General features: G+C 72.1%; 19 protein-coding genes. 12 read left to right on the top strand and 7 right to left on the bottom strand.

Features of this window, described 5'->3' with window-relative positions:
• The first annotated feature begins 19 nt into the window (after positions 1 to 19).
• The 5 genes from ACZ5UI_RS16285 to ACZ5UI_RS16265 all read left to right on the top strand — a co-directional run bounded on the left by ACZ5UI_RS16285 (position 20) and on the right by ACZ5UI_RS16265 (position 4642).
• Positions 20 to 424: a RidA family protein gene (locus tag ACZ5UI_RS16285; protein ID WP_464188710.1), complete on the top strand. Its 405-nt coding sequence runs from the start codon at positions 20 to 22 to the stop codon at positions 422 to 424.
• Complete coding sequence (locus tag ACZ5UI_RS16280; protein ID WP_464188708.1) at positions 421 to 1191, top strand: SDR family NAD(P)-dependent oxidoreductase; 771 nt, start codon at positions 421 to 423, stop codon at positions 1189 to 1191. The genes ACZ5UI_RS16285 and ACZ5UI_RS16280 overlap by 4 nt, the downstream gene beginning before the upstream one ends.
• A gap of 108 nt (positions 1192 to 1299) precedes the next feature.
• Positions 1300 to 2094, top strand: a complete 795-nt coding sequence (locus ACZ5UI_RS16275; RefSeq protein WP_464188705.1) for an alpha/beta fold hydrolase — start codon at positions 1300 to 1302, stop codon at positions 2092 to 2094.
• Entirely contained in the window at positions 2094 to 3317 is a 1224-nt protein-coding gene (locus ACZ5UI_RS16270; protein ID WP_464188703.1) for an LLM class flavin-dependent oxidoreductase, read from the top strand. Before ACZ5UI_RS16275 ends, ACZ5UI_RS16270 begins: the two co-directional genes overlap by 1 nt.
• Positions 3314 to 4642 (top strand): LLM class flavin-dependent oxidoreductase, encoded by a 1329-nt coding sequence (locus ACZ5UI_RS16265; RefSeq protein WP_464188700.1) that lies wholly within the window; start codon positions 3314 to 3316, stop codon positions 4640 to 4642. Before ACZ5UI_RS16270 ends, ACZ5UI_RS16265 begins: the two co-directional genes overlap by 4 nt.
• Here the strand turns inward: ACZ5UI_RS16265 and ACZ5UI_RS16260 are convergent.
• Genes ACZ5UI_RS16260 through ACZ5UI_RS16250 form a run of 3 tightly spaced genes read right to left on the bottom strand, consistent with a single transcriptional unit; the run spans position 4639 to position 8019 of the window.
• Complete coding sequence (locus ACZ5UI_RS16260) at positions 4639 to 5802, bottom strand: epoxyalkane--coenzyme M transferase (protein WP_464188698.1); 1164 nt, start codon at positions 5800 to 5802, stop codon at positions 4639 to 4641. The two genes, ACZ5UI_RS16265 and ACZ5UI_RS16260, sit on opposite strands and share 4 nt — an antisense overlap.
• Position 5803: 1 nt before the next feature.
• Positions 5804 to 6592: an alpha/beta fold hydrolase gene (locus ACZ5UI_RS16255; protein WP_464188696.1), complete on the bottom strand. Its 789-nt coding sequence runs from the start codon at positions 6590 to 6592 to the stop codon at positions 5804 to 5806.
• A gap of 8 nt (positions 6593 to 6600) precedes the next feature.
• Positions 6601 to 8019, bottom strand: coding sequence for an NAD(P)/FAD-dependent oxidoreductase (locus ACZ5UI_RS16250; protein ID WP_464188693.1), 1419 nt, complete (start codon positions 8017 to 8019; stop codon positions 6601 to 6603).
• Between the two features lie 104 nt (positions 8020 to 8123).
• Between ACZ5UI_RS16250 and ACZ5UI_RS16245 the strand changes: the two genes are divergently transcribed.
• The 4 genes from ACZ5UI_RS16245 (at position 8124) to ACZ5UI_RS16230 (ending at position 12175) form a co-directional block, all read left to right on the top strand.
• Positions 8124 to 8957 carry an alpha/beta fold hydrolase gene (locus ACZ5UI_RS16245; RefSeq protein ID WP_464188691.1) on the top strand — a complete coding sequence of 278 codons (834 nt, stop codon included), beginning with the start codon at positions 8124 to 8126 and terminating at the stop codon, positions 8955 to 8957.
• Positions 8954 to 10285: an LLM class flavin-dependent oxidoreductase gene (locus tag ACZ5UI_RS16240; RefSeq protein ID WP_464188688.1), complete on the top strand. Its 1332-nt coding sequence runs from the start codon at positions 8954 to 8956 to the stop codon at positions 10283 to 10285. The genes ACZ5UI_RS16245 and ACZ5UI_RS16240 overlap by 4 nt, the downstream gene beginning before the upstream one ends.
• Before the next feature lie 140 nt (positions 10286 to 10425).
• Entirely contained in the window at positions 10426 to 10977 is a 552-nt protein-coding gene (locus ACZ5UI_RS16235) for a VOC family protein (protein ID WP_464188686.1), read from the top strand.
• A 25-nt stretch (positions 10978 to 11002) separates the two neighbouring features.
• Positions 11003 to 12175 (top strand): MFS transporter, encoded by a 1173-nt coding sequence (locus ACZ5UI_RS16230; protein ID WP_464188684.1) that lies wholly within the window; start codon positions 11003 to 11005, stop codon positions 12173 to 12175.
• On the opposite strand, the gene ACZ5UI_RS16225 is transcribed toward ACZ5UI_RS16230, so the two are convergent.
• The gene (locus ACZ5UI_RS16225; protein WP_464188682.1) at positions 12160 to 12873 is read right to left on the bottom strand and encodes an IclR family transcriptional regulator; all 714 of its coding nucleotides are present in this window, start codon (positions 12871 to 12873) and stop codon (positions 12160 to 12162) included. The two genes, ACZ5UI_RS16230 and ACZ5UI_RS16225, sit on opposite strands and share 16 nt — an antisense overlap.
• A gap of 161 nt (positions 12874 to 13034) precedes the next feature.
• Here ACZ5UI_RS16225 and ACZ5UI_RS16220 point away from each other — a divergent pair, with 161 nt between their 5' ends.
• From ACZ5UI_RS16220 to ACZ5UI_RS16210, 3 genes are read left to right on the top strand one after another with little or no spacing between them, the layout of a single operon-like run.
• The gene (locus ACZ5UI_RS16220) at positions 13035 to 13322 is read left to right on the top strand and encodes a hypothetical protein (RefSeq protein ID WP_464188681.1); all 288 of its coding nucleotides are present in this window, start codon (positions 13035 to 13037) and stop codon (positions 13320 to 13322) included.
• A 1-nt stretch (position 13323) separates the two neighbouring features.
• Complete coding sequence (locus tag ACZ5UI_RS16215) at positions 13324 to 14688, top strand: flavin monoamine oxidase family protein (RefSeq protein WP_464188679.1); 1365 nt, start codon at positions 13324 to 13326, stop codon at positions 14686 to 14688.
• On the top strand, positions 14685 to 15416 hold the full coding sequence (locus ACZ5UI_RS16210; protein WP_464188677.1) for a cupin domain-containing protein: 732 nt from the start codon (positions 14685 to 14687) through the stop codon (positions 15414 to 15416). Before ACZ5UI_RS16215 ends, ACZ5UI_RS16210 begins: the two co-directional genes overlap by 4 nt.
• Here the strand turns inward: ACZ5UI_RS16210 and ACZ5UI_RS16205 are convergent.
• The 3 genes from ACZ5UI_RS16205 to ACZ5UI_RS16195 form a co-directional block, all read right to left on the bottom strand.
• Positions 15413 to 16501 (bottom strand): 3,4-dihydroxy-2-butanone-4-phosphate synthase, encoded by a 1089-nt coding sequence (locus ACZ5UI_RS16205; protein WP_464188674.1) that lies wholly within the window; start codon positions 16499 to 16501, stop codon positions 15413 to 15415. The genes ACZ5UI_RS16210 and ACZ5UI_RS16205 overlap by 4 nt on opposite strands.
• Before the next feature lie 76 nt (positions 16502 to 16577).
• The gene (locus ACZ5UI_RS16200) at positions 16578 to 17336 is read right to left on the bottom strand and encodes an SDR family oxidoreductase (RefSeq protein WP_464188671.1); all 759 of its coding nucleotides are present in this window, start codon (positions 17334 to 17336) and stop codon (positions 16578 to 16580) included.
• A 3-nt stretch (positions 17337 to 17339) separates the two neighbouring features.
• Positions 17340 to 18482: an aromatic ring-hydroxylating oxygenase subunit alpha gene (locus ACZ5UI_RS16195; RefSeq protein WP_464188669.1), complete on the bottom strand. Its 1143-nt coding sequence runs from the start codon at positions 18480 to 18482 to the stop codon at positions 17340 to 17342.
• Between the last annotated feature and the right edge of the window lie 46 nt (positions 18483 to 18528).

Raw genomic sequence — 18528 nt, 5'->3', positions numbered from 1 at the left:
AACCACCCGAGGAGCAGCCATGCCCGAGTACCGCGTCATCCCCAACCCCGCGCCCACCCACCCGTTCTCGCTGGCCGCGGCCGGCGATGAGCTGGTCTTCATCACCGGTCTGGGCGGCCACGAGCCGACGGGCGACATCTCCGAGGACGCGTCCGAGCAGACGCGCCGGGCGATCGCCACGATGGAGGAGCTGCTCGTCGCCTCCGGCAGCGCGCTGTCGGAGATCGTCTTCTTCCGCCCGATGGTGACCAAGCGGGAGTACGCGTTCGAGATCGACGCCGTGTTCCGCGAGCTGCTGCCCGACCCCAAGCCCGCCTGCGCGGCGTTGCTCATCTGCGAGCCGGCCGATCCGCGCATGAAGGTCGAGATCGAGGCGATCGCCCACCGCGGCGCGAAGCTGACGGTGATGGCGCCGCCGCAATGACCGAGGACCGGTTCTCGATCGCCGGCCGCCGCACGCTGATCACCGGCGGGACGGCGGGGATCGGGCTCGGCGTCGCGGCGCACTTCGTCGACGCGGGCGCCGAGGTGGTGATCAGCGGCCGGCGCGCGGGCGGCGACAGCGTCGCCCGATCGGTCGGCGCGCGCTTCGTGGCGATGGACGTGCGCAACGACGCTTCGGTGCGTGACGGGACGGCCGAGGCCGTCGGTCTGCTCGGCGGCCTGGACGTGCTGATCCTCAACGCCGGGGTCGCGCTGTCCTGCGGGCCGCTGGCGCAGCTCGACCTCGACCGCTTCCGCGAGGTGATCGACGTCAACCTCGTCGGGGTCATGCGCGGCCTGCGCTTCGGCCTGCCGCACATGCGGACCGGCGGCGTCGTCCTGGCCACCGGATCGCCCGGCGGCCGCCAGGCGCTGGCCGCGCCCGGCCTGGTGGCCTACTCGGCCTCCAAGGCGGCGCTCGACATGGTCGTGCGGTCGGCCGGGCTGGAGCTCGCGGGGAGCGGGATCCGCGTGTCGGGCGTCCTGCCCGGGTTCATCCACAGCGAGCTGGGCGGCGACGGCGACGCCTCGTGGCTGGCCCAGTTGACGGCCAGCGGCCAGGCCCGCGAGCCGGCCGACATGGGGCCGGTGTTCCACTTCCTGGCCAGCGACGCGGGCGCGATGCTGCAGGGCTCGGTCGTGGCCGCCGACGACGGCTGCACGGCGGGCCTCAGTGCGGCCGTGCTGGGCCGTCTGGTCGGTGCCTAGCCGGCTGGTCCACCGATCCGTGAGAGGCCGATAAGCGAACATGGTTGCCCGATAAAAGAGCATCCGTTACCGTCGAGGGAAGACCGTCCCTTCGAAGGAGCGCGCGCCTTGCCATCCGGATCGACCCCCACCACCCTGCGCCGCCCCGCGCAGCACCTCGACGTGCGCGGCCTGGACGTCGCCTACCGCCGGCAGGGTGACGGCGCCCCGCTGCTGTACCTGCACGGCATCGGGATGACGCAGCGCTGGCTGCCGCTCTACGAGACGCTGTCGCAGTCCGCCGACGTCGTCGTGCCCGAGCACCCGGGGTTCGGCGAGACCCCGATGCCGGAGTGGCTGGACGGCTTCGACGACCTGGTCGTGCACTACGCGGAGCTGATCGACCGGCTCGAGCTTGGCCCGGTCGACCTGGTCGGGTACTCGTTCGGCGGGTGGATCGCCGCCGAGCTGGCCGCCTTCTACCCCGAGCGGCTGCGCAGCCTGACGCTGATCGCGCCGCTCGGGCTCCGGGTGCCCGGCCACACGCCGACCGACGTCTTCCGCATGAGCCATGAGCGCTTCGTGGAGGAGTGCTTCAACGACGACGCGTCCGCCTACGCCGAGTACGTCGACGACGGCGACGAGACGCTGTTCACCTCGTACGCGGAGATGACCGCCTTCGCCAAGGTGGCCTGGAACCCGCGCTACGACCGCAAGCTCGACCGCCGCCTGGGTCGGGTGACCGCCCCTGGGTTGGTGATCGCCGCCCAGGACGACCGGATCCTGCCCCGCGCCCACGCCGACCGCTACGCCGAGCTGATCGGCGCCAGCGTCGCCGTCGTGCCCGGCACCGGCCACGGTCTCGTCGCGCAGGAGCCGGCGCTGGTCGCCGAGCAGATCACCGCCCTGATCGGAGCCCGCTGATGCATCAGCTCGAGTTCATCCAGATCGTCGACGCCTCCTACCTGTGGTTCGAGCTCGGCGAGCGCGAGTCGATGGGCATCGACCTGCCCAACGCGATCTACGACCGCGACCTGGGCCAGCAGGTGTACGAGCGGGTGCTGGCCAGCACCCGCAAGGCCGAGGAGCTGGGCTACGACGGCGCGCTGATCTTCGAGCAGCACGGCCATCCGCTGGCGCTGTTCGGCAACGCGCTGACCGGGGCGGCCTGGCTGGCCGGCGAGACCGATCGCATCCCGATCGCCGCGGTCGGGCCGCTGGTCACCAACTACCTCACGCCGGTCCGGCTGGCCGAGGAGATCGCGATGGTCGACGCGGCCACCGGCGGGCGCCTGATCGTCGGCCTGCCCATGGGCATCGGCGTCCAGTACCACGCGATGGGCATCCCCAACCCGGCCCACGCCCGCTCGCGCTACCGCGAGTCGGTCGCCCTGCTGCACAAGATCTGGACGGAGGACGGCCCGTTCGCGTGGGAGGGCGATCACTTCCACATCCCCTACGTCAACGTGTGGCCCAAGCCGCGCCAGGAGCCCTACCCGCAGGTGTTCATCCCGGCCGCGGGCTCGCGCGAGTCGCTGGAGCTGGCCGCCCGGTATCGCTTCACCTACCAGGCGATCCTCGTGCCGCGTCCGGTGCTGCTGCGCAACTGCGAGACGTTCCGCGAGCTGTGCCGCGAGAACGGCTACGAGGCCGACCCCCGGCAGATCGCCGCGGTGCTCGAGGTCCACGTGGCCGAGACCGACGAGCAGGCCAAGCGCGAGATCGAGCACCACGCCGTCTGGACCTACCAGAACGTCTTCAAGTTCCCCTTCCACGAGTCGTTCCCGCCCGGGCACGTGAGCATGGCCTCGCTGCGCGGCATGATGGCCGGCGGCTACCGCAGCAGCGACCCGTCCAAGCTGACCTTCGAGCAGCTGCTGGAGACCAACTCGATCATCGCGGGGTCGCCCGAGACGGTGCGCGAGAAGATCGCCGAGCTGACCGGCGCGATGGGCGCCGGCCGGGTGATCGTCGGAACCCCGTGGTCGATGCCCATGTGGATGCAGCACAAGTCGATGACGCTGCTGGCCGAGGAGGTCATGCCGCACTTCCGCCCGCCGGCCCCCAAGCCGCACTACGCGGGACGGCCGTACGTGACCACGCCCGACGGCGGCCGCGTCGAGCTCTACCCGACCGACGCGGCATGAGCGTGACCGAGTTCTTCGTCGTCCTGGACGGCGCCTATCCGCAGGTGCCCTACGCGGGCAAGCGCAAGTCGAACTTCGTCGACCTCCCCAACGCGCACTACGACCGCACGCTCGGGCAACGGGTCCTGGAGGACCAGCTCGAGACGGCGGCCGCGCTGGAGGACCTCGGGTTCGACGGCGTCGTGGTCTCCGAGCAGCACAACGGGCCCATCGGGGTGCTCGGCAACCCGATGATCGCCGGCGGCTGGCTGGCCGCGCGCACACGACGCCTGAAGATCGGCGTCGTCGGGTCGATCATCAACGACTACCTGACGCCGCTGCGCCTGGCCGAGGAGATCGCCACCGTCGACACGATGTCGCGCGGGCGTCTGATCGTCGGCCTGCCGGTCGGTCACGGCATGCAGCACCACTCGACCGGCGTGATGAACCCCGCGCTGACCCGCGCGCGCTACCGCGAGGCGCACGAGCTGCTGATCCGGGCCATGACCGAGGACGGCCCGTTCGCCTTCGAGGGGGAGTTCTTCCACATCCCGTACGTGAACCTGTGGCCCAAGCCGCTGCAGGAGCCCCACCCGCCGATCTGGATCCCCGGCGGCGGCTCGGCCGAGACGCTCGAGCTGGTGGCCAAGCACCGGTACACGTACATGGCCGTGCTCAGCCCTCGGGCCGTGCTGCTGAAGAACTTCCAGCGGCTGCGCGACCTGTGCCGGCAGGAGGGCTACGAGGCCGACCCCAAGCAGATCGTCCAGGTCGTCGCGGTGCACGTGGCCGAGTCCGACGCGCAGGCCCGCCGCGAGGTCGAGGCCCACGAGCTGTGGGTCTACCAGAACTTCTTCCGCTCGCCGATGCACGACAACTTCCCGCCCGGCTACACGAGCAAGGCGTCGCTGGCCGGGATCCTGGCCGGCGGCTACCGCAGCAAGCCGCTGTCGGAGCTGCGCTACGACGAGCTCATCGAGATGGGCTGGCTGGTCGCGGGTTCGGCCGAGACGGTGGCCGCCCGCCTGGGCGAGCTGGTCGAGGAGGCGGGCGCCGGCCGCGTGGTGATCGGCGCCAACAACGGCTCCAAGCCGCGCTGGCTGGCCATGAAGAGCCTGACCATGTTCGCCGAGGAGGTCATCCCGCGGCTGCGCCCCGGCGGTCTGCCGACGTGGCAGGACGCCAAGCTGACCGGCTACGAGTCCAATGCCGAGTTCGGTGCGCGCCAGCCCGCCGACGCGCCGGCGCCGACGGCCGCGGGGCTCGTGGACGGCGCGCTGGTCGACGTGCGCACCGCCCACGTCGAGGAGCTGCGCCGCCCGGTCGAGCGCTGGCCGGCGTCCTAGCCGTACAGGCGCGCGCTGGCCAGCCGCGCGCCGTCGACCAGCGCGCCGAGCTTGGCCCACTGGATGCTCGGGTGCACGCGCTGGACGTAGGGGCCCTGGGCGAAGCCGCAGTCGGTCCCGGCGATGACGTTGTCGGGACCAACGATCTCGGCCAGGCGGACGATCCGCTCGGCCACCAGCTCGGGGTGCTCGACGACGTTGGTCACGTGGCTGATCAGCCCCGGGATCAGCTTGCGCCCCTCGGGCAGCTCGACGTCCTTCCACACCTGCCACTCGTGCTCGTGGCGCGGGTTGGCCTGCTCGATCTGGTAGCCGCCCACGGGCACCTGGAGGACCAGGTCGACGATGTCGCGCAGCGGGATGTCGCCCACGTGCGGCGCGTTCCACGAGCCCCAGCACACGTGGTAGCGCGTACGCTCGGCGGGAATCCCGTCCAGCGCGCGGACCAGCGCGTCGATGCGCAGCTGCGCCCAGGCGCGGTACTCGGTCAGGTCCGTCGGTGAGCCCATGGTGTCGAACACCGTGGCCAGGTAGGCGTCGTCGATCTGGCAGATCAGCCCGCTGTCGACGATCGTGCGGTACTCGGTGTTGAGCGCGTCGGCGACGGCGAAGACGAACTCCTCCTCGGTGGCGTAGTGCTCGTCCTCGCGCAGCGGCACGACGCTGGCCGGCGCGACCACGGGCAGGAAGCCGTCGACGACGTCGACCTTGGCGACGGCGGCCTTGATGTCGTCGATGTCGCGCTGCAGAGCGGCGACCCCGGTGTACGTCACGTCGCCGGTGCACACCCAGTTGGTGATCGTGCCCGTGAAGTTCTGCGTCTTCTCGTACGCGTCGTAGAAGTCACCGAACAGCTGCTTGTCGGTGCCGGGCAGCACGTTGCGCCCGGTCATGTCGGCGGGCATCTCGCGCTGCTCGAACCCGCCGATGCGCTCACGGATGTAGCGCGCCCAGCTCAGCGTCTTGCCGTACTCGCCGTCGCTGACGATGTCCAGGCCGAGGTCCGCCTGCTGGGCCACGACCGCGTCGACCGACTCGCGCAGGACGCGATCGAACTCGGCGTCGTCGACCGGCTGGCCGTCGTCGCGGGCGCGCAGCAGCGCGACGAGCTCGGGCGGACGCACGAGGCTGCCCACGTGCGTGGTCAGGATCCGGTCCACGTCAGCGCTCGCCGGCCAGCTCGGCGACGCGGTCGGCGATCGCCTGGGGCTCCTGCACGATCAGCAGGTGACCCGTCGGGTAGGCGGTGCCGGGGATCGTCACCACCGGCACCTGGCCCAGCCAGTAGGCCCACGCCTCGAAGTGCTCGTGCGGGATCAGCCGGTCCTCGTCGGGGATCAGCACCTGGCAGTCGGCCTGCACGCGGGCCAGGCGGCGGTACAAAGACGGCGCGGTGTCGTAGGAGAACCGCACGGCAGCGGAGAACTCGTCGTCGGCGGCGGCCACCACGAGCCCTTCGTCGTCGCCGTTGCGGTAGGCCTCGTAGGCGGCCTGGTTGTCGTTGAGCAGGACGCTGTCGAAGTCGAAGCCGGGCGGGATCTCCCCGTCGGGCTCCATCGCGTCGGCGGGCGCGACCGTGGCCATCGGTGCGGGCGTGATCAACGTCAGCGACAGGACGCGCTCGGGAAACAGCCCGGCGAACGCGCCGGCGACGCGCCCGCCGAAGGAGTGGCCGACGACGTGGGCGGCGTCCACGCCCAGCGCGGTCAGGAAGTCGGCGTGGTGGATGGCGATGTCGTCGACGTCGCGAAACCAGGCCGGGCGCACGGTGTCGCCCCAACCCGGGTGCTCGGGGACGATCACGTCGAAGCGCTCGGCCAGCACCCCGTAGAGGTCCAGCCAGCGCCGGGTCAGGCCCATCCCGTGGAAGTAGACGAGCGGCGGGCCGGAGCCGGCCCGGCGGTAGGCGACGTCGACGCCGTTGACGTCGAGGTGCAGAGGCGTGTCCATGGTGTCGTTCATCCGATGTGTCCGGTGTAGCCAGCGACGCGGTTGCCGAAGTCGATGACCTTGGAGGGCTTGCCGGTGCGCAGCTCGGCGTGGTCGCCGTACTGGCGCAGCGTGGCGATCGCGGCCGAGCCGATCGCCCGCAGGGGCTCGGGCTCCCACTTGCGTGCGGGCGGCCCGACGTAGGGCAGGCGGGTCAGCTCGGTGTCCTGCCCGAGCAGCAGGTCGCGCAGCGTGCGGCCGGCCAGGTTGGACGTGGCCACGCCCTCCCCGACGTAGCCGCCGGCCCAGGCCAGGCCGGTCGCGCGGTCCAGCCCGACGCCCGGCGCCCAGTTGCGCGGCGCCGCGAACACGCCCTGCCAGGAGTGCTCGATGCGCACGTCGCGCAGCGCGGGGAACAGCTTGATCAGCTCGCCGCGGTACATCTCGAGGACCTTCTGCGGCGCCGCCTCGTCGCGGCTGGGCGCCGATCCGTAGCGGTAGGGGATGCGGTTGTCGTCGCCGCCGATCGTGATGCGGTGGTCGGCGGTGTGCTGGAGGTGCAGGAAGGGGTGCTCGGCCAGCAGCGCCTCGCGCCCGTCCCAGCCGATCTGCGCCCACACGTCGTCGCCCAGCACCTCGGTGACCAGCATCGACGTGTGCACGGGGACCATCAGCCGCTTGTGCGTCTCCAGGCTCTCGGTGTAGGCCTCGGTCGCGCGCACGACGAATCGGGCGCGCACCTCGTGCCCGTCGGCGGTGCGGGCCACGCCGGGCTCGATCGCCGTCACGCGGGTGCCCTCGTAGATGGTCGCGCCCAGGCGCTCGACGGTGTCGGCCAGGCCGCGGACCAGCGCGCCGGGGTGGATCGAGGCGCAGTGCGCGTTGTAGCGGGCGCCCAGCGCGCCGGCCACCTGGATGCGCTCGAGCACCTCCGGGCCGGTCAGGTAGCGGGTGTCGTCCTCGGTCAGGCCCCACGCGCGGTCCTCGTCGATCGAGGCCTTGAAGCGCTCGTTCTCCAGCGCGGTGCGCGCGACCATGACGACGCCGTTGCGCGCGTAGGAGCACTCGATGCCCTCGCGCTCCACGGCGGCGCCGACCTCCGCGACGGCGCCCTGCACGGCGCGCTCCATGGCCACGACGCCGGCCCGCCCGCCGCGCTTGCCCCAGTAGTCGCGCGAGCCGTTGAACTGCGCGATCACGGCGCCGCCGTTGCGGCCGGAGGCGCCGTAGCCGGCCACCTCGGCGTCGAGCAGGACGACCTCGAGCGACGGGTCGGCGCGGCGCAGCTCGTAGGCCGCCCACAGGCCCGTGTAGCCCGCGCCGACGATGCAGACGTCCGCTTCGCGCGAGGCCGACAGCGCCGGTCGCGCGGTCAACCCCGAGGGGTAGAGCTGCCGGAACCAGTGGGAGATGCGCCCGGGGTCGGCGAGGACAGAGCTGTTGGACACGGGACCGCCTGATCGGTTGTGCGAATATCGATCACCGCTGACCGAATTCGTTTACCCTATGGCCTCGCTGCTCGCTGCGCAAGCGCCGACCCGGAGAAGCTGACATGGCTACGACCGCCGAGAACCAGGCCCCATCCTGGTCGTTCTACACCCCGCCCGAGACGATCGACATCCGTGGTCTGGCCACGGCGTACCGTCGCGGCGGTGAGGGTCCGACCGTCGTCTACCTGCACGGCGCCGGCCTCACGCAGCGCTGGCTGCCGTTCCACGAGCGCCTGAGCCAGCGCGTCGACCTGCTCGCGCCCGAGCAGCCCGGATTCGGCGACACGCCGATGCCCGACTGGCTGCGCTCGATCTCCGACGTCGTCCTGCACCTCGACGACCTGCTGGCGGCGCTGGGCATCGAGGACTTCCACCTCGTCGGGCACTCGCTGGGCGGCTGGATCGCGGCCGACTTCGCGGTCACCTACCCGCGCCGCCTGGAGAGCCTGACGCTGATCGCGCCGCTGGGCCTGCGCGTTCCCGGCAGCCCGCTGTACGACATCTTCCGCATGACGCCCGACGAGGCCGACGACGTCCTGTTCAACGGGCAGGCCTCCAACTACGGCCCCTACCTGGAGTCGGGCGATCCCGTCGAGGCGCTCGTGCACGGCTACGGCGAGCTGACCGCCGCCGCGCGCCTGGCCTGGAACCCGCGCTACGACCACCGCCTCGACCGGCGCCTGGCCCGCGTGGAGTGCCCGGCGCTGGTCGTGGTGGCCGACGACGACCACGTGGTGCCGCGCTCGCACGGCGAGCGCTACGCCGAGCTGCTGCCCCAGGGCCGCCTCGAGGTGATCACCGGCACCGACGCGCCCACCGGCCACCTGCCGATGGTCCAGGAGCCCGATCGCCTGGCCGACCTGATCGCCGACTTCGTCACCGAGACCGCCCGATGAGCGAGCTCGAGTTCTACGCGTTCCACAACGCGGCCTACCCGCACGTCCCGCACAAGAGCGTCATCGCCGAGCACTCGCGCTCGAACTTCGTCTCGCTGCCCACCGACTTCTACGACGGGGCGCTGGCCCAGCGGGCCTGGCAGGACTTCGTCGACCTGATGGTGCACTGCGAGCGCCTCGGCTTCGACGGGGTGCTGCACTCCGAGCAGCACAACGGGCCGATCGGCCTCAGCGCGCAGGGGATGGTCACGTCGGCCTACCTGGCCGCGCAGACCGAGCGGATCCTGATCGCCGCGGTCGGACCGATCCTCAACGCCTACCTGTCGCCGGTGCGCCTGGCGGAGGAGGTGGCGATGGTCGACATGATGTCCAACGGCCGGCTGATCCTCGGCCTGCCCATGGGCCTGGGCGCGCAGTACCACTCCTACGGGGTCACGAACCCCGCGGCGGCGCGCGACCGGTTCCGCGAGGGCCACGAGCTGCTGATCCGCGCGCTGACCGAGCCGGGCCCGTTCGCCTTCGAGGGCGACTGGTTCAACGTGCCCTACGTCAACCTGTGGCCGCGGCCGGTGCAGAAGCCCCACCCGCCGATCTGGGTGCCCGCGGCGGGGTCGCGTGAGTCGCTGGCCCTGTGCGCGCGCAACCACTACACCTACCAGGCGATCCTGGCGCCGCGGAAGGTGCTGCTGCGCAACGTCGACCTGTTCCGCCAGCTGTGCGCCGACGAGGGCTACGAGCCCGACCCGCGCCAGATCGCGGCGGTCCTGTTCGTGCACACGGCCGAGACCGACGAGCAGGCGCGCCGTGAGGCCGAGCCGCACTACGCGTGGCTGATGCAGAACTTCTTCCGCTCGACGTTCCAGGACGCGTTCGCGCCCGGGCACGTCAGCGAGCCGTCGCTGCGCGGCATGATGGCCGGCGGGTACCGCAGCCGCGACATCTCGGAGATGACGTGGGACGACCTGGTGGCCGAGGACTGGCTGATCGCCGGCTCGCCCGAGACGGTCGCCGAGCGTCTGGAGGAGCTGACCAGCGAGATGGGCGCCGGCCGCGTGATCCTCGACATCGACCACGGCAGCATGCCGCGCTGGATGATCGAGAAGAGCGCGACGATCTTCGCCGAGCAGGTGATGCCGCGCTTCCGCCCGCCGGGCGGCCAGCCGGTGTGGGCCCGCGGGGAGGATCGCCGCGCGCTGGTCACGGCGAGCGAGTGCGCGGCCCGCAGCGGCGGTGCGCGGGCCGTGGCGGCCAGCCAGCTGGCCAACGGCGACCTGATCGAGACGGGCACGGCACACGTGCCCGAACTGCGCCGGCCCGTGGAGCTCTGACGGGCCGCGCCGCAGTTGACGGTCCCCAGGGACTGAAGTAGGGTAAACGACATTCGAACGTCGCTGTTCGATATTCGGCCGATTAAGGAGACAACGCTGTGCAGGTCCGAGTCAGGAAGCTGGGTCACATTGGGATCACCGTGCGGGATCTCGATCGGTCGGTCGACTTCTACACCGACATGCTCGGGATGCGCCTGACCGAGCGGTTCCAGTACCCCGCCGACGAGGTCGGCCACGGCGTCACCGTCGCCGCCGGCGCGTTCGTGCGCTGCACGTCCACGCACCACGCGATCTCGATCTTCCAGCTCAAGGACGGGCTGGTGCCCGACGACGCGCCCGACAGCTCGGTGCCGGTCATCGGGTTGCACCACATCGCCTTCGAGCTGGCCACGCCCGGTGAGCTGCTGGCCAAGCTGCGCGAGTTCCGCGCGGCCGGCGTGCCGATCGTCAACTGCCGCAAGGGCGGCCCAGGCAACCAGCCGCGGTTCTACGCCCGCGATCCCGACGGGCATCTGCTCGAGTTCTACTGGGGCATCGACGACGTGGGCTGGGACGGCGTTCCCCGCGAGTACGAGCCGATCCAGGAGATCGACCTCGACGAGTTCGACTTCGAGGCCTACCTGCAGGAGCGCGAGCAGGCCGCCGAGCGCATGCAGTCAGCCGCCGAAGCGGCCAAGCTCGAGCGCGCCTGACCCATTGGCGGCCGACCCGCGGCCGTTGCGCCGGCTCATCCGGCTGGCCGCGGTCGCGCTGAGCCTGGAGGCGGCGCTGTACTCCGCGGTGGCGCCGCTGCTGCCGCACTACCGCGACGAGCTGGACCTGTCCAAGCCCGCGGCGGGGATCCTCACCGCCAGCTACACCGCGGGCATGGTGGTCGGCTCGCTGCTCGGCGCGCTCGGCTCCAGCAAGCTGGGCCCGCGCCGCACCGTGGTGGTCGGCTTCGTGATCCTCGGTCTGGCCAGCATCGCGTTCGGCTTCGCCGGGTCGATCGAGCTGCTCGACCTGTCGCGGGCCATCCAGGGCCTGGGGGCCGGCATCGTGTGGTCCGGGATGCTGGCCTGGCTGATCGCCTCCGCGCCCGACGACCGGCGCGGCCAGGTGCTCGGCGCGGCCATGGGGGCGGCGATCTTCGGCACGCTGTTCGGCCCGGTGCTGGGCACGGCCGCGGTGGCCGTGGGGCCGAGGATCGTGTTCCCGTTGACCGCGCTGCTGGCCGCGGTGATCATCGGCGCCGTGCTGCGCACCCCGGCGCCCGCGCGCGAGGCCGACCTGCGCACGGACTGGCGCCGGGCCGTCCACCACCGGCTGCTCATCGCCCTCGCCGCGTTGAGCCTGCTGCCGGGGATCGTGATCGGCGCCATCAACGCGCTGGTCCCGCTCCGCCTCGACGCCGGCGGGCTGTCGGAGGCGATGATCGGCGGGGTGTTCCTGGTCGGCGCGCTGCTGGCCGCGGTCACCTCGCCGCTGGTCGGCCGCCAGTCGGACCGGATCGGGCGCGTCCCGCTGATCGCCGCCGGTCTGGCCGCCGGCACGCCGGTGCTGATCGCCCTGGGGATCGTCGAGTCCGGTTGGGCGATCGCCGCGCTGATGGTCGTGGCCTTCGGCGGGGTCGTGACCGCGTTCAGCGTGCCGCTGATGGCGCTGCTGTCACGGGTCGCGGAGGGCGCGGGCCTGACCGCCGGTCCGGCGGCGGCGCTGATCAACCTGACCTTCGCGGGCGGCGAGACGATCGGCGCGCCGGCCAGCACCGGCCTGGCCAGCGCGACGAACGACGGGCTGCCGTTCATCCTGCTGGGCGTCGTCGCGTTCGGCGCGATGCTGCTGGTGGTCCGACGCGTGCGCGACCCAGGCGCTGCGCCTGCGCCCGCGGTCGCTCAGCTGCGCCCGTAGAGCGCGCGCGACAGCGAGGTCGACGTCTGCGTGAGCGCGTCCAGGTGCGCCGGCAGGTCGCTGGCCCGCGTCGTCGGCGCGAGCAGCGCGATCGAGGCGACCGCATGGTCGTCGGTGTCGCGCACCGGCACCGCCAGGCCGTGGACGCCCTGCTGTAGCTCGTCGTGGGAGAGCGCGTAGCCGAGCTGGCGCACCGTCTCGAGCTGGCGCTGCAGTGCCTCGGGATGCTCCAGCGTCGCGCTCACGCGCTCGATCGCCGGCTGGCCCAGGAAGGCCAGCAGCGCGCGGCCGCTGGCGCCCTCGTGCATCGGATGGCGCGAGCCGATCTCGTGCTCGACGCGGACGATGTTGCGATCCGGGACGGCCTGCTCGAGCACGACGGCGTCGGCGCCGTCGGCGATGTGCATGACCGCCGTCTCACCGACGGCGGCCGACAGCTCGAGCATCGCGGCGCGCCCGGCCGAGCGCAGCTCGGGCTCGACGCGCTGGGCGATGCGCACGAGGATCGCGCCGGGGACGTACCCGCCCTCCTGGCGCGTGACGAAGCCGCGCTGGTGCAGCGTGGACAGCAGGCGATGCACCACGGTCCGGTTCAGGCCCAGGGACCGAGCCAGCTCCGCCGGGGTCATCGGGCCGTTCTCGCCCACCTTCAACAAGACGGTCAGCGCCTGGTCCGCGGTCTTCGAGATCTCTGCCACGCGTCAAATGATACTCGCTACCGGGTCGGAATGACCGGATATCGACCGGTTCGGGGGTGGAATGACCGATGAGTGGCCGGTGTCCGATAGTCGCACGCTCTTGCCCGATTCGGTGCCGTCCCATAGGGTGATGCCCGTCGTCGCCCTCGTCAGGAGCTTCCATGGCCGTCGTCTGCACCGTTCGCATCCCGCATCCGCTCGATCACGTCCAGCAGGTCGAGCAGGACAACCCCGACGTGATGGAGGCGATCATGACCGCCGCCATGAAGTACATGACGGGGCACCGCCGCACGACGGCGGGCGACGAGGTGATGGACCTCGACGAGTTCGCCAGCCGGGAGGACTACGACGCGTTCATCGCCGAAGCGGGTGCGGCGATCCAGCGCTACGGCGCGCTCCTCGGCGCGCCCGCGCAGGACACGGTCTACACCGTCGTCGAAGGCGGCTGACGTGTCGGCCATCCCGGAGCGCACGGACGTGGTCGTGATCGGCGCCGGCCTCTCCGGTCTGGTCACGGCGCGGCGGTTGGCCGCGGCCGGTGTCGACGTGGTGGTCGTGGAGGCGCGCGACCGCGTGGGCGGCCGGGTGTGGCGTGTGCCCACCGCGTCGGGCGGCGCGATCGAGGGCGGCGGCGAGATGGTCAGCCCCCACCAGCCCGCGATCAACGCGCTGGCCGGCGAGCTCGGCGTGCCGATCATCGACCTGCCCCTGACCGAGGGCACGATCGTCCGCTTCCACGAGGGCGAGCGGCTGCTGGAGTCCTTCCCGTACGAGCGCAACCCGGAGATCGCCGAGGCGCTGAAGGCGGCCACCGACGCGCTGGACGAGCTCGCGCGCGAGGTGCCCGTCGAGGACCCGTGGAACGCGCCCCGCGCCGCCGAATGGGACGCCCAGACGCTGCTGCAGTGGGTCGAGGCCAACGTCGAGAGCCCCGGCGCGCGGGCCGGTCTGGCCGGCGAGTTCAACTTCTGCGGCGGCAGCTTCAGTGAGCTGTCGCTGCTGTACGCGCTGTGGACGATCCACGCGATGGGCGGGTGGGAGACCTGGGAGATGGGCACCAGCCAGCGGCTGCAGGGCGGCTCGTCGGAGCTGGTTGCCCGCATGGCCGCCGAGCTGGGCGACCGCATCGTGCTCGACGCGCCGGTGCGGCGGGTCACCCACGGCCCCGAGGGCGTCAGCGTCGTCACCGACCGCGGCGCGATCGCCGCCGCCAACGTCGTCGTGGCCATCTCGCCGATGCTCTGCTCGCGGATCGAATGGCAGCCGGCGCTGCCGCCCGCCCGCGACCGCCTGCAGCAGCGCTACCTGATGGGCCACGGCATCAAGTTCGTCGCGCTCTACGACCACGCCTGGTGGCGCGACGCCGGGTACATGGGCCTGGGCTCGGGCCAGGACCCGGTCTGGGTGCTGATCGACGTCACCGGCCCCGACGATCCCGGCGCGCGCCTGGTCGGCTTCTCGGCGATCACCGGCGCCGACATCGCCAAGTGGTCGGACGTGTTCGCCGACCAGGACGCGGCCAAGCGGCTGTTCGTCGACCAGGTCGCCGCGTACTTCGGCGACGGCCCGGCGCCCACGGAGCTGCACCTGTTCGACTGGAGCGGCGATCCGTGGTCGACCGGCTGCGCCGCGGGCCTGGGGCCCGGAACGCTGTCGACCGTGGGCCCGTGGCTGCGCGCCGCGGTCGGCCCGATCGTGTGGGCGGGCGCCGAGACCGGCATGCCCCAGAACGACTGGATGGAGGCGGCGATCTCCGCGGGCGATCGCGCCTGCGGCGAGGTGCTGGAGCAGCTCGGGGCGCGCTCGCGCGCATGAGCGCGGGCGAGCTGCGCTGCGAGCAGGGGTTCCGCTGGGTCTCGGTGGCCAACACCGCGACCGTGCCCGATCCGGTCGCCGGCACCAGCGTCGTGCATCGCTCGCCCGACGGAAAGGTCACGACCGCGTACGAGAGCCTGCGCGACGGCGTGCGCTTCCACCAGCCGGCCGACGCCGTGGACGAGGTGTTCTACGTCGTCGAGGGCACGATCACGTGCACGCTGGACGACGGGACGGTGCAGGTCTGGCGCACCGGCGACCTCGGGTACCGGTCGACCGCGGCGCCCTGCGAGGTGGCGTTCAGCGACGGCCTGCGCGTGGTGCGCTTTCGCTGGTCGCGCACCGTCGCTCGGGCGGCGCCACCCGCGGGCCTGCATGTCTTCGGCGACCAGGGCCCGATGCTGCGCTACCACGGCGCGCCCGTCAGCAACCGGGTCGTGCACGAGTCGGCCGACGGGCGCGTGCTCGGCTTCTACGGCGTGCTGCCGGAGGGCGTCGCGTTCACCGAGGTCCCGGCCGATCTGCACGAGAGCTTCTACGTCGTGCAGGGCAGCATCCGCTGCCGGCCCGAGGGCGGCCCGCCGATCGTGTGGCAGGCCGGCGACCTGGTCTACTGGCCCTACGACCGCCGCTTCGCGCTGGAGTACAGCGTCGGGTTGGGCTGCGTCTGCTTCTTCTGGTCCGACGAGCGGCTGCCGGACTTCACCGGCGGCGCGCAGTCGATCTAGGCGGGCCGCAGCAGCGGCGCGTGCCCGCTGACCGTCAGCCCGTAGCCCTCCAGGCCCGGGAGCGGGCGCGGGTGGTCGGTGAGCACGTGGATGGTGCGCAGCCCGAGGTCGACGAGGATCTGGGCGCCGATGCCGAAGTCGCGCACCTGCTCGTCGCTGGCGCGCTCCTGATGATGGTGGTAGCCGCGATGGGCCAGGTGCACGATCACGCCGCGATCGGCCGCGGTGATCGCCGCGGTGGCCGCGTCCAGCCGTGCCCGGCAGTCGCACGCGCGGCTGGTGAAGACGTCGCCCTCCCAGCAGGACAGGTGGATGTAGACCAGGACGTCGTCCTGACCGGCCACGTCGCCGCGGACCATCGCCATGTGCTCGGCGTGGTCGAGCGCGGCCAGGTAGCCGTAGGCGCGATACATGCCGGTCGCGGTGGCGATCGACGCCTCGGCCACGCGGTCGACCAGGCGCTCGGTCTGGCGCCGGTGGGCGATCAGGTCGCCGATCGTCAGCATCGGCAGGCCGTGGCGGGCGGCGAAGGCGGTCACCTGCTCGCCCTGCATGGCCGAGCCGTCGTCGTTGGCCAGCTCGCCGGCCACGGCGGCGGGAGTGAGGCCGGCCAGCGCGGCCAGGTCCAGCGCCGCCTCGGTGTGCCCGGCGCGCTTGAGCACGCCGCCCGGGCGGCCGCGCAGCGGCAGGATGTGGCCGCCGAAGCGGATGCCCTCGCGCCCGATGGCGGGGTCGATCGCCACGGCGATGGTGTGGGCGCGCTGGTCGACGCCGACGCCCGCGCCGATCGCGTCACGGGCCTGGATCGTCACGGTCAGCGGCGCGTGCTGGAGGGAGTCGTCGCGGGCCGCGACGAGCTCGAGGCCGAGCTCCGCGCAGCGCTCGTCGGTCAGCGCCAGGTAGCTCCAGCCGGTGGCCAGCCGCCCGAGCGCGTGCAGCTGCGGCGGGGTGGCGAACTGGGCGCCGAGCACGACCATGCCGAGGTTGTCGGGGCTGTCGGTGTCGACCAGGACGACGAGGTCGCCCCGGGCGATCGCCTCCAGCGCAGGCGGGACGCGCCCGCTGTCGGCGGTGTCAGGCGTCACGCGCTGGGGTGTCTCCGTGTCTACCGGCATTCGGAACGTGTTGTTCGACTACCGGAGTGTAGGGCATCGGGACGCGCTACAGGAACGAGCCCCCGCTGGCGTCGACGACCTGCCCCGTGATCCACCGGCCGGCGTCGGACGCCAGGAAGGCGACCACGTCGGCGATGTCGTCGGGCGTTCCCATGCGGCCCAGCGCCGCGATGGCCATGGCGTCCGCGCGATCCTGGGCGCTGACCATGGTGTCGGCGTTCATCTCCGTGTCGACGACGCCGGCCGCCACGGCGTTCACCGTGATCCCGCGCGGCGCCAGCTCGCGCGCGACGATGCGCGTCATGCTGTCCAGCGCGGCCTTGGTCATCGTGTAGACCAGCCACTCGGGCAGCGCCTGGCGCGTCGAGGCCGAGGAGATCGACACGATCCGCCCGCCGTCGCCCATCCGTGGTGCGGCCGCCTGGGTGGCCAGCAGCGCGGCGCGGGTGTTGATCGCGAACTGCTGCTCGAAGGCGTCCGTCGTGACGCCCTGCAGGCCGTCGGTGATCGCGATGCCCGCGTTGTTGACCAGGACGTCGAGCCGCGGCTGCGTCAGGCGCTCGCCCAGCTCGCGGTCCAGCGCGGCGAACAGGCCATCGATGTCGCCCGCGGCGCCGAAGCGCTGGGCGACGGCGAAGGCGCTTCCGCCCGCGTTCTCGATCAGCGCGACGGTCTCGCTCGCCGCGCGCGCGTCGGTGCCGTAGTGGACGGCCACCAGCGCGCCGTCGGCGGCGAGCCGCTGCGCGATCGCGCGGCCGATGCCGCGCGATGCCCCGGTGACCAGCGCCACCCGTGCGCCGTCCATCGGCTACGCCGCCTCGCCCAGCAGCTCCAGGTACTCCTCGAGGGCCGCCTTGATGAACGACTCGCGCGTCGGGCTGTTGGGCCCCGGGACGAACCGGCGGGAGTTGACGCCGCGCTGGTTGAGCGCGGCCAGCTCGCCGTCCTCGATGTTGGTCACGTGGAAGACGCCGATCAGCTTCTCGACGTCGTAGTCGACGCCCTCGACCGCGTCCTCGTGGACGATCCACTGGCAGACCAGGCGCGTGTGGTCCTTGTCCAGCGGCGTCAGGTCGAGGTGCACGCCGTGGTCGGCGAAGTACACCGGCCCGGAGAAGAACGGCACGTTGAGGTAGCCGGTGATGTGCCGCGGGTCGAAGCCGGCGCCGAGCGGCTTGCGGCACACCCACTCGCCGTCCATCGAGAACGTCTTCATGCCGTCGCGCAACGGGAAGTGACCCTTCTCGGCGTTGAGCGCGCGGGCCTCCGCGTCGCGCGGCGCGAAGAAGGCCGCGTAGTCGCAGGTGGCGGCCAGCGACGGGTGGGCGCCGGCGCAGTGGTAGCACTCGCAGTTGTTCTCCAGCAGGAGCTTCCAGTTGGCCTTGATGTCGTAGACCTCCTGGTGGGCGATCTTCGTCTTCTCCGGCTCCAGTGCCGCGAGCATGTCGAGATCGTGGGCCATGCCGCCCAGCGTCTCGCCCAGCGGCGGGGCCTCGGTGGGGTCGCCCAGCCACACCCAGATGCCGCCGAAGAACGTGTCGCACAGCGCCTCGTGCATGGGCCAGTCGCGGTAGTCGAAGTCGACGCCGTCGGGCGAGCCGGGCGCGCCCAGCAGCCGCCCGTCCAGGCCGTAGCTCCAGCGGTGGTACGGGCACACGAACTGCTTGGCCCGGCCGGCGGTCCCGGTCTCGCACAGCTGGGCGCCGCGGTGGCGGCAGACGTTGAAGAACGCCCGGATCGCGCCCGCGTGGTCGCGCGTGACGATGATGCTCTCGGCCCCGATGAGCCGGCTGAAGAAGTCCCCGGTCTCGCGCACCTGGCTGACCTGCCCGGCGTACAGCCACTGGCGCTCGAAGACGCGCTCGAGCTCCTGCTCGTAGATCGCCTGCGACGTGTAGTAGGTCCCCGGCAGGCTCGTGAAGTACCCGGGGTGCTGGATCACCGACGACATGCGTGCCTCGCTGTGAGTTGGGACAAATGGTCCAAGTCGGGACGGA

Source organism: Conexibacter sp. JCM 18997 (genome assembly GCF_055391915.1).
The sequence above is the reverse complement of the archived record's forward strand: the minus strand, read 5'-3'. Positions and strand labels throughout refer to the sequence as shown.

Bases quoted from the DNA above. Each gene is read 5' to 3' on its own strand.
- ACZ5UI_RS16255 (WP_464188696.1), bottom strand. From the start codon at position 6,592: ATGGACACGCCTCTGCACCTCGACGTCAACGGCGTCGACGTCGCCTAC.
- ACZ5UI_RS16280 (WP_464188708.1), top strand. From the start codon at position 421: ATGACCGAGGACCGGTTCTCGATCGCCGGCCGCCGCACGCTGATCACC.
- ACZ5UI_RS16195 (WP_464188669.1), bottom strand. From the start codon at position 18,482: ATGTCGTCGGTGATCCAGCACCCCGGGTACTTCACGAGCCTGCCGGGG.
- ACZ5UI_RS16240 (WP_464188688.1), top strand. From the start codon at position 8,954: ATGAGCGAGCTCGAGTTCTACGCGTTCCACAACGCGGCCTACCCGCAC.
- ACZ5UI_RS16210 (WP_464188677.1), top strand. From the start codon at position 14,685: ATGAGCGCGGGCGAGCTGCGCTGCGAGCAGGGGTTCCGCTGGGTCTCG.
- ACZ5UI_RS16270 (WP_464188703.1), top strand. From the start codon at position 2,094: ATGCATCAGCTCGAGTTCATCCAGATCGTCGACGCCTCCTACCTGTGG.
- ACZ5UI_RS16245 (WP_464188691.1), top strand. From the start codon at position 8,124: ATGGCTACGACCGCCGAGAACCAGGCCCCATCCTGGTCGTTCTACACC.
- ACZ5UI_RS16200 (WP_464188671.1), bottom strand. From the start codon at position 17,336: ATGGACGGCGCACGGGTGGCGCTGGTCACCGGGGCATCGCGCGGCATC.
- ACZ5UI_RS16220 (WP_464188681.1), top strand. From the start codon at position 13,035: ATGGCCGTCGTCTGCACCGTTCGCATCCCGCATCCGCTCGATCACGTC.
- ACZ5UI_RS16265 (WP_464188700.1), top strand. From the start codon at position 3,314: ATGAGCGTGACCGAGTTCTTCGTCGTCCTGGACGGCGCCTATCCGCAG.
- ACZ5UI_RS16285 (WP_464188710.1), top strand. From the start codon at position 20: ATGCCCGAGTACCGCGTCATCCCCAACCCCGCGCCCACCCACCCGTTC.